Origin of the sequence: Arcicella sp. LKC2W (assembly GCF_034931005.1) — a bacterium.
In the GTDB taxonomy this organism is placed as follows: Bacteria; Bacteroidota; Bacteroidia; order Cytophagales; family Spirosomataceae; genus Arcicella.
Genome location: NZ_JAYGIN010000018.1, coordinates 83378 through 99700 on the forward strand (window position 1 = coordinate 83378; position 16323 = coordinate 99700).

11 protein-coding genes are annotated in these 16323 nt (G+C 35.3%); 8 read left to right on the forward strand and 3 right to left on the reverse strand.

Features of this window, described 5'->3' with window-relative positions; translation table 11 throughout:
- Nucleotides 1–26: 26 nt before the first annotated feature.
- The 3 genes from VB796_RS15315 to VB796_RS15325 all read right to left on the reverse strand — a co-directional run bounded on the left by VB796_RS15315 (nucleotide 27) and on the right by VB796_RS15325 (nucleotide 5333).
- A complete protein-coding gene (locus VB796_RS15315; RefSeq protein WP_323347439.1) occupies nucleotides 27–3440 on the reverse strand; it encodes a TonB-dependent receptor in 3414 nt (1137 codons plus the stop codon).
- Between the two features lie 110 nt (nucleotides 3441–3550).
- Nucleotides 3551–4606, reverse strand: coding sequence for a FecR family protein (locus VB796_RS15320; RefSeq protein WP_323347440.1), 1056 nt, complete (start codon nucleotides 4604–4606; stop codon nucleotides 3551–3553).
- A 130-nt stretch (nucleotides 4607–4736) separates the two neighbouring features.
- Nucleotides 4737–5333 (reverse strand): RNA polymerase sigma factor, encoded by a 597-nt coding sequence (locus VB796_RS15325; RefSeq protein WP_323347441.1) that lies wholly within the window; start codon nucleotides 5331–5333, stop codon nucleotides 4737–4739.
- A 272-nt stretch (nucleotides 5334–5605) separates the two neighbouring features.
- Here VB796_RS15325 and VB796_RS15330 point away from each other — a divergent pair, with 272 nt between their 5' ends.
- The 8 genes from VB796_RS15330 to VB796_RS15365 all read left to right on the forward strand — a co-directional run bounded on the left by VB796_RS15330 (nucleotide 5606) and on the right by VB796_RS15365 (nucleotide 16323).
- A complete protein-coding gene (locus VB796_RS15330; protein ID WP_323347442.1) occupies nucleotides 5606–6574 on the forward strand; it encodes a site-specific integrase in 969 nt (322 codons plus the stop codon).
- Between the two features lie 396 nt (nucleotides 6575–6970).
- The gene (locus VB796_RS15335; protein WP_323347517.1) at nucleotides 6971–7735 is read left to right on the forward strand and encodes a DeoR/GlpR family DNA-binding transcription regulator; all 765 of its coding nucleotides are present in this window, start codon (nucleotides 6971–6973) and stop codon (nucleotides 7733–7735) included.
- 219 nt (nucleotides 7736–7954) lie between these two features.
- On the forward strand, nucleotides 7955–9502 hold the full coding sequence (locus tag VB796_RS15340; protein ID WP_323347443.1) for a DUF1593 domain-containing protein: 1548 nt from the start codon (nucleotides 7955–7957) through the stop codon (nucleotides 9500–9502).
- A gap of 135 nt (nucleotides 9503–9637) precedes the next feature.
- Nucleotides 9638–11041, forward strand: a complete 1404-nt coding sequence (locus VB796_RS15345) for an L-fucose/L-arabinose isomerase family protein (RefSeq protein ID WP_323347444.1) — start codon at nucleotides 9638–9640, stop codon at nucleotides 11039–11041.
- A gap of 166 nt (nucleotides 11042–11207) precedes the next feature.
- Complete coding sequence (locus tag VB796_RS15350) at nucleotides 11208–12806, forward strand: DUF1593 domain-containing protein (RefSeq protein WP_323347445.1); 1599 nt, start codon at nucleotides 11208–11210, stop codon at nucleotides 12804–12806.
- Between the two features lie 69 nt (nucleotides 12807–12875).
- Entirely contained in the window at nucleotides 12876–13682 is an 807-nt protein-coding gene (locus VB796_RS15355) for a transketolase (RefSeq protein WP_323347446.1), read from the forward strand.
- A 2-nt stretch (nucleotides 13683–13684) separates the two neighbouring features.
- The gene (locus VB796_RS15360; protein ID WP_323347447.1) at nucleotides 13685–14707 is read left to right on the forward strand and encodes a transketolase family protein; all 1023 of its coding nucleotides are present in this window, start codon (nucleotides 13685–13687) and stop codon (nucleotides 14705–14707) included.
- A complete protein-coding gene (locus VB796_RS15365; protein WP_323347448.1) occupies nucleotides 14704–16323 on the forward strand; it encodes a DUF5060 domain-containing protein in 1620 nt (539 codons plus the stop codon). Before VB796_RS15360 ends, VB796_RS15365 begins: the two co-directional genes overlap by 4 nt.

The window sequence follows — 16323 nt, forward strand, 5'->3', positions numbered from 1 at the left end:
TTGAACTATTCAATCCTAAAACCTACTTAAAATGAAATGTTAGCTCCAAAAATAATCCCTTTCGTCGGAGGTGTTGAAAGTCTAACATTTAGGTTACGTCCCGAAATATTTCCAGGTCCACCACCTACTAAACCCGATGAGCCTTGACCGCTTGGTTCTGGGTCAATTCCACCTTTATCTAAGTACGGAGCAAATAAAATAAATGGATTCGTTGCGGTTGCATACACTTTTACACCACTCATTTTTACTTTTTTGAGTAAAGTTTCGGGTAAATTGTACGCTAAATTGATACTTCTAATTTTGATGAATGAAGCATCGTAATACCCAAGCGTTGAACCTGCCGATAAGATTGGACTTATTGAAGCAGAAGGCATTGGAAAATCATTTGTTGGATTAGAAGGAGTCCAATAATTTACGGCTAACTGATTTCTACGACCATCTAAAATAGTTGCATACGTTGAAAGTGGTTGGTGCAAAGCACTTACCAAAGTTCCACCCATACGTACAAAGGCAACAACCGATAATTCAAAGTTTTTATAACTAAAACGGTTCGTCATACCACCTTGCCAATCAGCTTGAGAGTTACCAATTACACTTCTATCAGCATCCGTAATTTTACCGTCATTATTGAGGTCTTCTAATTTAATTTGACCTGGAACAGAATTATATTTAGTTGCTACATCGGCTTCGTTTAATTGCCAAATACCAATTTTTTTGTAGTCATAAATGGCAGTTAAAGGATAACCCACGTGTAAACTATTCGCAATATTTTGAGTAACTGAACCGTCTAATTTTTCTAATTTATTACGGTTAAATGATAAATTGAAGTCGGTACTCCATTTAAAACCACTCGCAGATTGAACATTTACAGACGAAAGACTAAACTCCATACCATAGTTGCTCATTTCTCCGATATTTGTCAAATATTGACCTGTAATACCAGAAGTTGGTGGTAAGGTTACGCCATATAAAACACCTTTTGTGTATTGTGAGTAATAATCTACTGAACCAGTGATTCGGTCATTTAACAAGCCAAAATCAAGACCAATGTTTTTGCCAACGGTGCTTTCCCAAGTTAGATTGGCATCTGGCAAAGCGTTTACATTATAACCTGAAACAACCGTATTTCCGAAATTATACTTGATTGGAATTCTTGAACCACCTTGAAATAAAAACGGAACAACGCCACCGAGTGTAGAATATGGCCCAATAGATTGATTGGCAGTAGTACCTGTTCCTGCTCTCAATTTCAAGTTTGAAACAGTGGCATTGTTTTTCAAAAATGCTTCATTAGAAATATTCCATCCTAAAGAAACCGCAGGATAAAAAATGGCTTTACGACCAACGGCTAATACCGAAGATTCATCTTGGCGACCCGTTAAAGTAATTAAATAACGGTCATCATAAGCATAATTTACTCTTGCCATCGTCGAAATCAAGCCTCTTGACGATTCAGAACCATTCATTAAGGTATTGCTTGAAGCCTGAGATAAATCATAATATTGAATGAAATCAGCCGCTAAGTTTTCACCTTTTGTGTAAGTATTATACGTTTGAGATTTCTGAACACTCCATAATCCTGTAAAACCAACTTTATGTTTTCCGATAGTTTTGTCAAAGTATAATAAATGTTCCATCAAAAGCGAATACGACTTTGCATTATTCATACTGGCAAAACTCGTTTGTCCTGCTCTGAAATAACTGTCTGCTTTTTGGAATTGTGCATTTTCTTGAAATGAAAAATCAGCCCCAATATTTAAGCGATATTTTAAATTATTCAAGATTTGAACTTCTCCATATAAATTATTGAAAGTACGTAAACGTCTGGTTTTATCTTCCCACGAATTAGGGTCTGAGTTTAATAACAACGGACTGTATTGATTGGCATCATCAAGGTTTCCCGCTGGAGCTTTGATAACACCTCCGTCTGCATTATAAGCTGGCATTAAAGGACTTAATGTCAAAATTGGAAACATTGGATAAACAAATTGCTGACCATTGATGGTATTAAAGGTGTTAAAAGTGCTTAAACCAATTTTCAATCTTTTACCAATTTTAGTATCTGTCGAAGCCTTCAAGGTAAAACGCTCAAAATCTTGCCCAGGCAAAACCGTAGTTTCTTTGAAATATCCACCACCAATGGTAAATAAATTATCATCTTTACCACCTGAAGCCGTGATATTATGGTCGGTGATATAACCAGATTTATACATCAAATCTTGCCAATCAGTTGTTCTTCCATTAGCAATAGATTCCAATTCTGGAGCTAAATATCCCGAAGAATAAACCGATAAATTACGCATGGCTTGGTATTGAGCCGCATTGTAAACAGGATATTTACTGATGATATTTGTGATACCATGATAGCCATTGTAACTAACTTTTGTTTCGCCTGATTTTCCACGTTTGGTAGTAACCAAAATAACCCCATTAGCACCTCTTGAGCCATAAATAGCGGTGGCAGAAGCATCTTTCAATACATCAATTGAAGCAATGTCATTTGGGTTAATATCATTCAAATTGCCTCCTTCAAAAGGAATTCCATCTAAAACTACCAATGGGTCGTTGCTACCATTAATTGAACGCTCTCCACGAATACGAATTTGATTCCCAGAACCTGGCGTTGAGCCAGTTCTCTGAATTTCTAAACCTGCCACACGCCCTTGTAAAGCTGAAACCATATTAGAAGTTGGTACTTCTCTCAAGGCTTTATCATTAATTGAAGCGATTGAACCCGTTACGTCACTTTTCTTTTGTGTACCGTAACCCACAACCACTACTTCTGCTAATGCTTTATTATCCGTTGCAAGCGAAATATTAATAACTGTTCTCGCACCAACGGTTACTTCTTGCGTAATATAACCAACAGAACTAATAACCAAAATAGCATTAGTACCAGAGGGATAAGTAATTGAAAATTCACCATTTGCATTGGAGCTAACACCTTTTGAGGTGCCTTTCAATAAAATATTTGCCCCTGGTAAACCCGCACCATTTTCATCAATAATTTTTCCTTTTACTGTTTGGTCGGCTGGTAATATTGTATTGATTCCACCATTTTCGATATTAATTTTCTCAATTTCTTGACTATTCAGAATAATTTGTCCACCCACAACTTGATAGTTTATTTGTAGCGGACGTAATACCATTTCTAATACTTCCGAAAGTTTACGTTCGGTTGCATGAATACTTACTTTTCTATTGGGTTGGATTGCTTTTGAGCTATAAACGAATTTAACGTCGGCAGCTTTTTCAAGATTACTTAGGACTTGTTTAAACTCTACATTATCCACTCTTAGACTTACCGTTCGATTTAGCAAGTCTTGTGTAAAGCTATTTGCCACCGAAATCGAGGAAAACAAACAGACTAAAAGCAATTGACACAAGGAATATTTCATAATCCTAAATAATGGAGGTTTAATTTTTTGATTTTTTTGCATAGTTTTACTTGTTTTTGTTAAATTTTGAACGGTTTGACTTAAATACTAAGGCTATCGGTGCTGCAACACCTTTAGCCTTTTTTGCTTTTTTGACTCGATAATCAAGTCTTTTACTGACATCCTTTACCACTAATTAATATTTTTGTACCACGCACTTCATAAGTTGCCCTTAGCGTAGCACAGATAATATCAAGTTTTGTATAAAGGTTACTCTCGGTTAAATCTGCCGTTAATGGACAATTGTTTAAATGTTCATTTTCGACAATAATTTCAATACCATAAGCCTCTTCCAAATCGCTAAGGACATCTGCAATTGTTGTCTCATCGTATTTGAAAGAAGGCAAAATGGTAAGCTGTGTTGTCCTTAGCGGCTCAGGGCGAATCAACACAGGGTTTTTAACGATTCCTGTCACAAATACTTTGTTCTCAGGAAAATAACTTACTTGCTGATTCGGTGTCAAAATCACGCCGCTTTTGGTCGTTTTAGAAATGTAGTCAGCTTTGGCATCTTGCTTAAAAACAGATACTTTACCAGTTACCACCGCCACTTCAACTTCATTGTTTGGATTGGTAGCTTTCACCCAAAAACTTGTTCCCAAAACCTTCGTAACGATTTCATTTGCATACACTAAAAATGGTTGTTTGGGATTACGTTTTACCTCAAAAAAAGCATCCCCATTCAAAAAAACTTCACGCTTTTCACTCGCCCATTTCTCAGGATAATCAATTGAGCTTTTGGCACTTAGCGTAACAATACTTCCGTCGGGCAATAATACTTTTTCCGCTTTACGGGTATTGTTTTCGTGATGCACAAAATTTTTATACTGTTCCGTAATCGTGGCATTGGCAACGTTATTACTTCCCTGATTTTTCCAGAAAAACCCTCCAATACCAATCAGAATTAATACACTTGCTGCAACACGGTAAAAATTCTTTTGCTGATACCAACGGATAGGACGAATAGTAACATTTTCAGGTAGCTTGCTTTTTGCTTTCACTTTTTCCCACAGTTCTCGCTCCAAGTCATCCAACGACAAAGACGGAAAGAGAACTTGGTGGTCTTCATCCAACAACTCGTACCATTGTTCTACTAATTTTCGTTCTTGTTCTGAACAAGTTCCTTTTAAGTAGCTTTCAAGTATGGCTTTAAATTGTATTTTACTCATACATTTTTCATTTTGAGGATTTCGGGATTTATAAATGCGTACAACCATTAACCTGCCCTTATATACAAGTCTAAAAAATGGTACTTAACCGCAAATAAATATTTAAAATCACAGAAAGTTTATATAAATTTTACTTTTTATATAAAATATTATCAAAATAATACAATACTATTTTAGACATAAAAAAACTGAAAGAGAGGAAATAATCCTGTAAATGAAGACGCAAAAAGCGTAAAGATTGGGTAATATGGTACTCGACAGTACGTTCGGGGATTTGTAATTTTGCAGAAATTTCTTTGACTGATTTTTGTTCAAAACGGCTCATCTGAAAAATTTCTTTGGTTTTTTGAGGTAATAATGCAACCGCAGAAGCTAAAGATTTTTCAAAATCCTTAAGTTCCAAAGAGTCATTTGTAGAATTATCGGGGATTTCTAAATATTCAATTTGTGTTTCAAGCTGACTTTTATAGGCAGAAATAACCTTGAAGCGAATGGCAGCATTCAAGTAAGCACTCACATTTGTTATTTTTAATGAAGCTCTACGTTCCCATAAATCAACAAAAATTTCCTGTGTAATTTCTTGAGCCAAATCTTGGTCTTGCGTTTTATTGACAGCCGTCACAAAAAGTTTTTTCCAATAACGATGATACAATACCTCAAAAGCTAAGGCATTGTCTTCATTCATGAGAGCAATGAGTTCGTTATCAGAAATAAAAGTTTGATTCAAGGTTATTATTAGTGTTAGATAAAATGCTTAATTTTTGAGATTCAATTGAAAGGATAAAGCACAAATAAGTTGTTAAATACTGATAGAGCACAAAATTTCAGAATTCAAAATTAGTAATTTTATGACTATATAATCTTATCATAAATTGGAATAAAACAATTTTACTTAATAATCAATAATTTGAGAAATTTGTTTTAGGAAATTAAAAGTAAATTTTACTTTTGATAATCTTTAATTATCAAAAGTAATTATATTTGTTAAAAATCTGTAAAATGAATTCAAATCTAACAATTACAAATCAAGAATCATCTAATCAATCGCTTTCTCTTTCTACTGAATTAAAAGAGAAATTAAATGAATATGGAAGATTAGGATTGCAAGGTGCGTACAATACACAACGTGCTTACAAAGCAGATTTGAAAAATTTTAATGAATGGTGCGAAACTAATGGTCAAGTTGCTTTGCCTGCTTCACCCGAAACCTTAGCGGGTTATGTGGCTCATTTGGCGGATACTTGCAAATGGGCAACCATCAATCGTAGGTTAGCGGCAATCTCAAAATTACACCAATTACAGAATTTAGAAACACCAACTCAAAATAGAGTTTTCAGAACGGTAATGGAGGGAATCAAACGTGCAAACGGGATTCGACAAAAACAAGCACCTGCCTTTAAACTCAACAAATTAAAGTTAATGCTCAGAGAAATTGATACTGAAAGTAATGCAAAATTAAGAAATAAAGCTTTGCTACTTTTAGGTTTTACAGGTGCTTTTCGTCGGTCGGAATTAGTGGCTTTAAATGTTGAAGACTTACAATTTACAGAAGAAGGGCTAATTGTTTCAATGAAAAAATCTAAGACAAATCAATACGGAGATTATGAAGAAAAAGCCATTTTTTATAGTCCAGAAGCCATTTTGTGTCCTATCAGAACGTTGCAATCTTGGATACAAAGATTAGAAAAAAGTGCCGACGCCTTATTTGTAAGAGTGCGGAAAGGCGATAAAATAACCACCGAAAGACTGACCGATAAAACCGTAAATGATTTAGTAAAAACCTATTTTGGAACTGAGTTTTCTGCCCACTCACTTCGTGCATCATTCATTACTATTGCTAAAATAAATGGAGCCGACGACTCTGAAATTATGCGACAATCGAAGCATAAAACTTCTGCAATGATTCAACGATACACTCGAATTGAAGACATAAAACAACATAATGCCGCCATGAAACTGGGTTTATAAAGTGTCTCAGAATTAAATATTTCTTCACAGAATGCAATCTCATCAATTTTGACGAAATCTCAAGTCGTTCAAAATAAACTCAAATCAATAATTTTGAGTCTTTCATTATTGATAATCAACAACTTAATAGAATACATTTTACTTCATTTATGATGATATTTATGCTCATTTGAAGTGTAATATTCATTCCTCAAAATTAATTTTCTCTTTGATATATTTATATTTTGTTTACTATTCATTATTTATCTTTTATTCGTAATTTTCAATATAAATTGTACCATACAAAGAGTAAAATTGACTAATCAATGAAATATTTTCATTTTACTATTTATTATTTTCTTTTATTTATTTTTATTTTCGATTTATTCCTTTTAAATTTGATTCAACAATATGGCAATACTACCAAATCAGCGACGAGATAAAATTTTAGAACTACTTAAAGAAGATGGCTCAGCCAAAGTGGTTGATTTATCAAGACTCTTTAAAGTTACTGAAGTCACGATTCGGCAAGACTTAGAAAAGTTAGAAAGTGAAGGCTTGATTATTAAAGAACATGGTGGTGCATATCTCAAAAATGTAGAAGACCAAGTGCGAAGTTTTTCATTGGTTCATCAAGATAATCTTGATAAAAAGGAGAGAATAGCACATAAATGTTTGGAATTTATTGAAAGTGGTGATACTATCATTTTGGACTCGGGAAGTACAACTACCGAAATTGCCAAAAAGCTAAAAGGCTTAAAAAATTTAACGGTCATTACTAATGCGTTGAACATTGCTTTGATGTTGGGAACAGAATCGGGGATTGAGGTAATTATGACTGGTGGAGAGTTTAAACCACCAACTCTTTCATTGACAGGGCAAAAAGCTGCTGATTTTTTTAAAGGATTAAATGTTCAAAAATTGTTTTTAGCAACGGCTGGCATATCCCTAAAATCAGGTTTGACTTACCCAAGTATTAGTGATTTAGTGGTAAAAAAAGCCATGATTGATGCCGCCGAAGTGACCTATTTAGTGGCAGATAGTACCAAAATTGGCAAAAGTGCTTTAGCAAGTTTGGGAGCATTATCATTGATTGATTATATCATTACAGATACTGGAATTGAAGAAAAACATAAGCAAGTTTTTAATGACAATGAAATCGACGTGATTATTGCCAATTAGAAACAAATTATATATTCGTAGCCGTCAGGTAGGCTAATTTTTGTGGTTGAAAATCTAAAATAATAGCAAATCTGTTTATTTAATTCTCTCAAAAAAACTACTGAACTAAACTAAAAGAGATAATTAAATACCCAAAAATGATACTATTTTAAAGCTAAACTGACGGCTACGGAAGTATTTGTTAGAGAAATATCCCAAAACAATTTCCATAAAACAATAATGAAAAACAAATTTATTTTCGCCATTCTTTTAACGGCATGGACGCTGATTTTATCAGAAAATATAGCCTTTGCTCAGTCTTCAAAATCAAGCGTTAAGAAAACAACTTCTATCAAGCCACGTACCATTGTTACGACAGATGGTGAATTAGATGATGTGGATTCATTTATTAGGTTATTGCTTTATTCGAATGAATTTAATATTGAAGGACTTATTATTTCGAGTTCTCAATGGCATTATAAAGGCGATGGAAAAGGTACAAAGTTTACTTCTGAAATGGAAATGACTAAGAATCTCTATGGTGAAAGAACAGAATTGCGTTGGCCTGGTACAGATTGGATTACCAATCTGATTGATGCTTATGGAAAAGTATATCCAAATTTGAAAAAACATTCAGATAGTTATCCAACTGCCAACCATTTAAAAAGCCTTGTGAGCATTGGGAATATTGATTTTGAGGGTGAAATGGAAAAAAACACCGAAGGTTCTGATTTTATCAAAAAGAAATTGCTTGATGAGGATATGACTCCGCTTTATTTGCAAGTTTGGGGTGGTACAAATACCATTGCAAGAGCTTTAAAATCAATTGAAGACGAATATAAAAACACGGCTAAATGGCAAGAAATTTATGCAAAAGTGTGCAAAAAAGCCATTATTTATGCCATTCTCGACCAAGATGCTACGTACAAAAAGTATATTTCGGTAAACTGGAAAGATGTTAAGATTTACTATAATTCAAAACAGTTTTGGAGTTTAGCTTATTTTTGGAAAACAGCCGTTCCGAAGGAATTGCATTCGTTTTTGGAAGGAAAATTTATGGGTGATAAAATCATCAACAATCACGGAGCGTTAACTAAAATGTATTATAGTTATGGCGATGGAAACCCTCCTGCGGGCGAAATTGATGATATTTACAGTAGCATGGAAAAAGCTAAAAAGAATCAATGGGGAAGTTTTGGACAATATGATTTTATCTCTGAAGGTGATTCTCCTGCATTTTTACATTTAGTTGATGTAGGTTTAGGAAACCTCGAAAATCCTCAAAATGGTGGTTGGGGCGGTCGTTTGGTACAGTCGAAAACTACTCCAAATCGTTGGGAAGATGGCGATGCTACGGCAGATTTCAACCCATATACCCAAAAATTAGATTTAGCTTATGGGCAAACTCGTTGGTTAGAAACCCTCCAAAATGACTTTGCCGCTCGTGCTGATTGGTGTATTAAGGATTATAAAAATGCCAATCACGAACCAACAGTAAAATTAATCACCGCTTCAAAATTGACGGTTTCCCCAAATAGTACCGTAAAATTAAGCGGAATAGCAACTGACCCCGATGGCAATAAATTAAATTATCGTTGGTGGCAATATGAAGATGTGGATACTTACGGTGGTAAAATTTCCATCCAAAATGCCGATAATAAAAATGCCTCATTCAAAATGCCAAATGATATTAAAAAAGGGGAAACCATCCATTTTATTTTAGAAGTAAAAGACAACGGCACGCCACAATTAACTCGTTATCAGCGAGTTGTGGTAACTGGGAAATAACATATATTTTGAACGGAATAAATTTGCGAATATGTAGCACGGGAATCTTTCCCGTGAAGCCTACAAATAGACTTGACTCCGCTTCACGGGAAAGATTCCCGTGCTACAAATAATATAAACGATTATTTTAAAAATATGAAACAATTAAGTTTAGGCGTTATCATCGGGAATCGTAATTTTTTCCCTGATAGTTTAGTGGAATTAGCACGTGTAGAAATTCTTGAGGTGCTAACAAAAATGAATATCAAACCCATTTTATTGGATAGTAACGATACAAAATTGGGTGGTGTTGAAACCTTTGGTGATGCTCAAAAATGTGCAACATTATTCAGACAACACGCTGATGAAATTGTAGGAGTATTGGTGGTACTTCCAAATTTTGGAGATGAAAAAGGTGTAGCAGACACCTTGAAAATGGCAAACTTAAATGTACCTGTTTTAATTCAAGGTTATCCAGATGATTTGAATAAATTGGATGTTGCTCGCCGACGTGATTCGTGGTGCGGTAAAATCTCGGTTTGTAACAATTTATATCAATATGGCATTAAATTCTCATTGACTTCTCAACACGTTGTTAGACCGTCAGATGCAAGTTTTCAGCAAGAATTGAAAGATTTTATGGCTGTTTGTAGAGTTGTAAAAGGTTTGAAAAACGTCAGAATTGGAGCAATTGGAGCAAGACCAACTGCCTTTAATACAGTACGTTACAGTGAAAAAATCTTACAAAGAAATGGTATTTCGGTTGTTACTTGTGACCTTTCGGAGATTCTTGGAAAAGCCAATAAATTAACAAAAGATGATTCGGTAGTAAAAGAACGTTTGGAGAAAATCTCGAATTATGCCAAAACTGGAAAAACGCCGAGTGAAGCATTAGTGCAAATTGCCAAATTAGATGTTGTTCTGAATGATTTTATGGCTGAAAACGTACTTGATGCAACGGCTATTCAATGCTGGACTTCATTACAACAAAATTATGGTTGTAATGTATGTACAAGCATGAGTATGATGTCGGAAAATATGCTTCCAAGTGCTTGTGAGGTAGATGTTACGGGAACTTTGACGATGTACGCCATGCAATTGGCATCAGGTTCGCCGAGTGCATTGGTGGATTGGAATAATAATTATGCCGATGATGAAAACAAATGCGTGTTGTTCCACTGCGGAAACTGGGCAAAATCATTCCTTCCAGATATTGAAATTAGTAACGCCCCAATTTTAGGAACAACTGTTGGCGTAGAAAATACCTACGGAGCATTGGACGGCAGAACACCAGCCATGCCATTGACTTACGGACGTTTGAGCACAGACGATACAAAGGGCGTTATTAAGGCGTATATAGGTGAGGGTGACCTTACAGATGATGCCCTAAACACATTTGGAAACCGTGCAGTTGCCAAAATTCCAGATTTACAGAAATTAATGCAATACGTTTGTAGAAACGGTTTTGAGCATCATGTGGTAATGAATGCGTCGAAAACGGCGGGTATTTTGAAAGAAGCATTTGAAAATTATATGGGTTGGGAGGTTTATCAACACTAAAAATAGTTTATTTTTACTACGATATATACGTGAATTCAATTACCGATTAACGCAGGCAGGGTTTTGAACCCTGCCTGCGTTCTAACCCGTATAAATTGTAGAAGTGCCAGAAAAGGTTATTTCTTAAACGTTAAAATATTGATAGATTTCACCCAAGAATTATAACATGAAAAATTCGATAAAAAGCCTCCTTATTGATAAGAAGATATTTTTTTACGCAATTGTCTTCTTATCAAGTATTTTCTCAAATGGAGTTATTGCTCAATTTTCGGATAAAATAAAACCCCGTATTGTTATCACGGCCGACCCAGAGTTGGATGATAATAATTCTCTTATACGCTTTATTTTATATAGCAGTGATTTCGATATTGAGGGTTTGATTTATGCAAGTAGTGGTTTTCACTGGAAAGGCGATGAAAAAGGTACAAAATGGTTTGTGCCAGGAAGAGAATATGCTCGTTTTGGTTTAAATGAATGTCCATGTACGTCTTGGCGATGGGCAAAAGATGAACATTTTATTCATGATATTGTAGATGCTTACGAAAAAGCATATCCAAATTTAAAAATTCATAATCCTGAATATCCTGACCCAAAATTATTAAAGTCAAAAATCAAATATGGAAATATTGAATTTGACGGTGAAATTTCTAAAAATACAGAAGGTTCAAACCTAATCAAATCATTAATTTTAGATAATAAATCTGGTCAATTATTTATAGCTGCTTGGGGAGGTCAAAGTACAATTGCAAGAGCCTTGAAATCAATTCAAGAAGATTATGAGTTTACAGCTGAATGGGAAAATATTAAGAAGAAAATCAACCGAAAAGTTGTCCTTTTACCTTCTGGCGACCAAGACGATACTTATGCAACTTATATAAAACCAAATTGGGCTGATATTGAATATCGTCAATTTAGTGGTGGACCAAACTATGGTTATGGAGCTCAATTGAAAGCTTCCAAAGAAGATTCTTTATTCCTAACGGCTTCGTGGATGAAAGAAAACGTTTCGGATAGAGGCTCATTTGGAAATTTATACCGTGTTTGGGGCGATGGAAAGCAAATGGTAAAAGGTGATAAATTAGATTATTTTGGCTTATCAGGCTATACCAACGAAGAACTCAAAAAAATGGGTTATGCTGTTTGGATGCCTGTTCAGCCAAAGGGAACATGGTTGGGCGAGGGAGATAATCATACTTTTATGAATATGCTTGGCAATGGTTTACGTGCTTATGAAATGGGTACTTATGGTGGTTGGGGCGGTAGCGTAAATAGCAAAAGAGAAGCAATAAATTTTGCAACTCCATCAGATACAAGTGCCAACGCTATGGCAAATATGCTTGGCTCAATGAACACTAAAAATGCTGAAGGAATGGCTTATCCAAACTTTTTCCCGCAAGCTCAACAAAGTTTTGCCGCAAGATTAAAATGGTCAGTTACCTCTCAATATAAAAATGCTAACCATGAACCCGTAGTTAATATTGAAGGAACTATGACCGTGATGGCTTCGGCAGGTGAAAAAATTAGATTAAATGGAATTGTGTCCGACCCTGACGGAAATACGGTTACCACAAAATGGTGGCAATTGAATGTTGGAAGTTATCCAAATAAAGTTCAGATTATAACGCCAAATGCTTTGCGGACGGAAGTTCAAATTCCAAAAGATGCCTTGAGTGGACAAACAATTCATTTAATTTTTGAAGGAACTGACAATGGAACACCGTCGCTAACGAAATATCAGCGAGTAATCGTTTATGTTAGAAAATAAATAAAATTTGGATTTTCCACGACAATAATTTCGGCTTTTGAGCCAGTTTTGGAATAAAACCTAAATAAAATGACAAGTATAGAATTGCAAGAGAAATCTCGGATTTATAGAAGAAAAATCCTTGAATACATCTACAAAGCCAAAGCAGGTCACACAGGCGGAAGTTTATCTTGTATCGACATTTTGAATGTATTATATAACGATACGATGAATGTAAATCCAGAGAACTTCAAGTCTGGCGACCGAGACAGATATATCCAAAGTAAAGGACATTGCGTTGAAGCATTGTTTGTTGTGCTGGCGGATAAAGGGTTTTTCCCAGAAACTGACCTCGAAACATTGTGTAAATATAAGTCGCATTATATCGGGCATCCAACCCGAAAAGTCAATGGTGTAGAACAAAACACAGGGGCATTGGGTCATGGCTTACCCATTTGCGTTGGTACGGCTTTGGCTGCAAAAATGGATGAAAAATCATACCGAGTTTTTACTTTATTGGGCGATGGAGAATTGCCAGAGGGTTCAAATTGGGAAGCTTTTTTATCAGCATCACATTATAAATTAGATAATTTATGTGCCATTTTGGACTACAACAAATTACAAATTACAGGTAAAAATGCCGATGTTTTAAATACTGAACCCATTGCTGATAAGCTAAAAAGTTTTGGTTGGGCAGTACGGGAAGTTGATGGCAACGACCCTCAAAAATTAAAAGAAACATTAGACCAATTACCTTTTGAGGAAGGAAAACCAAGTTTTGTAATCGCTCATACCATCAAAGGAAAAGGCGTAAGTTACATGGAAAATCAACTAAAATGGCATCATGGCGTTCCCACTGCGGAACAATATGAATTGGCAATTTCTGAACTATCTTAATGATGAATGATATAAAAATGCCCACGCAAGGGCTTGCAAATCTTGAAGTTTTTGCCGCCACGCTCGAATCGCTTGCGGCAGTTGATAGAAATATCATTGCCGTAACAAGCGACTCACGAGGTTCTGGTAAATTAACGCCTTTCGGTCAAAAATTCCCAAAGCAAATTATTGAAGTTGGTATTGCTGAACAAAATTTAGTAGGTGTTGCCGCAGGTTTGGCTTCGGCAGGAAAAACCGTGTTTGCAGTATCTCCTGCTTGTTTTTTGACGGCAAGAGCATTAGAGCAAATCAAAAATGACGTAGCATATTCCAATAATGCAGTGATATTGGTCGGCATTAGTGCAGGCGTAAGTTATGGAGCATTAGGCACAACGCACCACAGTTTACACGATTACGCAGTTTTGAGAGCTATCAATAATTTAATTGTTGTTGCCCCTGCCGATAATTTTGAAACAGAACAAGCAATTTTACAAGCAGCCGCTTTAAACAAACCAATTTATTTACGATTTGGGAAAAAAGCGATGCCTTTTAATTTAGTTATTAGTGATTGGTTATTAGCTACGGGTAATGAAGCTGAAAACCAATTCCCCAATAACCAATCAACCAATAACCAATTCCAACTCGGTAAAGGTCGAATCGTAAGAGAGGGTTCGGATATAACTTTTATTGGAACAGGAGAAACCGTTTTACCTGCTTTTGAAGCGGCTGAAAAATTGGCCGCTGAACATGGCATTCAAGCAAAAGTGGTGAGTATGCACACGATTAAACCGTTGGATTATGAATTAATAAATACGATTGCTTCGGAAGGGAAACCCATAATTACAGTTGAAGAACACATGATAAATGGTGGTTTGGGTGAAGCAGTTGCATCATATTTAATGCAAAATAGTTTTCGTAACTCATTCAAAATCATGGGAATACCTGATGAATACACTGTTACGGGTTCTCAGAATGAGATTTTTAATCATTATGACATCACAGGAGTAGGCATTGCGAAAGAGGCATTGAAATTGATGAATCAATGAAAAAACACATCAAGTATTTTCAGGTAGGATTCTTCCTAACATTCTTCATATTGGATGCTTTTGCACAGTCAAAAATTGAGCAATGGGATAGATTTGAAGCCAAATTCGAGCATAAATCAAGTAAAAATAATTTCTCAGAAGTCAATATTTCTGCGACTTTTACAGGTAAAGATACTACTATTTCTGTGCAAGGTTTTTATGATGGGAATACCACTTTCATAATCAGATTTATGCCTTCCAAAATGGGTATTTGGAAATATTCAACCCAAAGTAATATTGCCGAATTAAACAATAAAAAGGGGGAATTTGAATGTATAAAAGCAGAAAGTAACAATCATGGCATGGTGAAAGTTAGCGATGTTTATAATTTTAAATATGCTGACGGCAAACAATATTTTCCGTTTGGAACAACCGCTTATGCTTGGACGCACATGACCAATGATGTTCAAGAAATGACCCTTAAAACCTTGAAAAACACAGGTTTTAATAAAATCAGAATGGGCGTTTTTCCTAAAAATTATGATTTAGTAAAAGAAGAACCTACGCTTTATCCGTATCTCATTAAATCAACGAAGAAAGATTCGTTAGGAAAGGAAACTAAAATTTGGGATTTTACGCAATTTAATCCTGCCTTTTTTCAGCATTTAGAAAAACGAATTGATGATTTGAAAGGCTTGGGAATTGAAGCCGATTTAATTATTTTTCATCCTTATGACAAAGGACGTTGGGGTTTTGACGAAATGCCTATGGAGGCTAATTTGCAATATATCAAGTATTTAACGGCTCGACTATCGTCTTTTAGAAATGTTTGGTGGTCGATGGCAAATGAGTATGATTATGTAAAAAGTAAAACTGATGCCGACTGGATTACATTGACAAAAGCAGTCATTAAAAATGACCCGTACCAACATTTATGTTCAATTCATGGTAGTACAGGCAAGTATTTTGACTATTGGCGACCAGAATTTACGCACGTTTCAATCCAAGATGAAGCCCCAGTGATGAATTATGGAGCCGCTTCAATTGTGCGAAATATTTACAATAAACCGACCATTTTTGATGAAGTTGGCTACGAAGGTAATCTTAGCCAACGTTGGGGGCGTTACAGTGGCGAAGAAATGAATCATCTGATTTGGATGGGATTAATCGGAGGAACGTATGTTACGCACGGCGAATCATATATGTTAAAAGACCTCCGAGACACCATATTTTGGGCAAAAGGAGGCGAATTTAAAGGCACAAGTTGGAAGCGAATCGGTTTTATTCGTAACATTTTAGAAGCTGCAAACGCCCCAATCGAACAAGCTGATATTAGCAGAGATAGCAAAATAGCGACCACAGGAAAAGGGATTTATTTCATCTATTTTGGTAAGGAAATTAATGAAAAATGGCTATTTAATTTGCCTAATAAAAATGCCAATTTTGAAAAACCCAAAAAAGGAAATCGCTATAAAGTAGAAATTATTGATACTTGGGACATGACGATAAAAGCAGTTCCAACCATTTTTGAAGTTGGAGAAGTGAATGATTATCGTCTTTATGACAAAGATTTAAAACAGGTGAGATTGCCCTTGAAACCTTATATTGCCTTACGCATAACCGAAATTCGTAAATGA

Coding starts and splice junctions, on each gene's coding strand:
- VB796_RS15315 (WP_323347439.1), bottom strand. CDS start 3,440: ATGCAAAAAAATCAAAAAATTAAACCTCCATTATTTAGGATTATGAAA.
- VB796_RS15320 (WP_323347440.1), bottom strand. CDS start 4,606: ATGAGTAAAATACAATTTAAAGCCATACTTGAAAGCTACTTAAAAGGA.
- VB796_RS15330 (WP_323347442.1), top strand. CDS start 5,606: ATGAATTCAAATCTAACAATTACAAATCAAGAATCATCTAATCAATCG.
- VB796_RS15340 (WP_323347443.1), top strand. CDS start 7,955: ATGAAAAACAAATTTATTTTCGCCATTCTTTTAACGGCATGGACGCTG.
- VB796_RS15345 (WP_323347444.1), top strand. CDS start 9,638: ATGAAACAATTAAGTTTAGGCGTTATCATCGGGAATCGTAATTTTTTC.
- VB796_RS15350 (WP_323347445.1), top strand. CDS start 11,208: ATGAAAAATTCGATAAAAAGCCTCCTTATTGATAAGAAGATATTTTTT.
- VB796_RS15355 (WP_323347446.1), top strand. CDS start 12,876: ATGACAAGTATAGAATTGCAAGAGAAATCTCGGATTTATAGAAGAAAA.
- VB796_RS15360 (WP_323347447.1), top strand. CDS start 13,685: ATGAATGATATAAAAATGCCCACGCAAGGGCTTGCAAATCTTGAAGTT.
- VB796_RS15365 (WP_323347448.1), top strand. CDS start 14,704: ATGAAAAAACACATCAAGTATTTTCAGGTAGGATTCTTCCTAACATTC.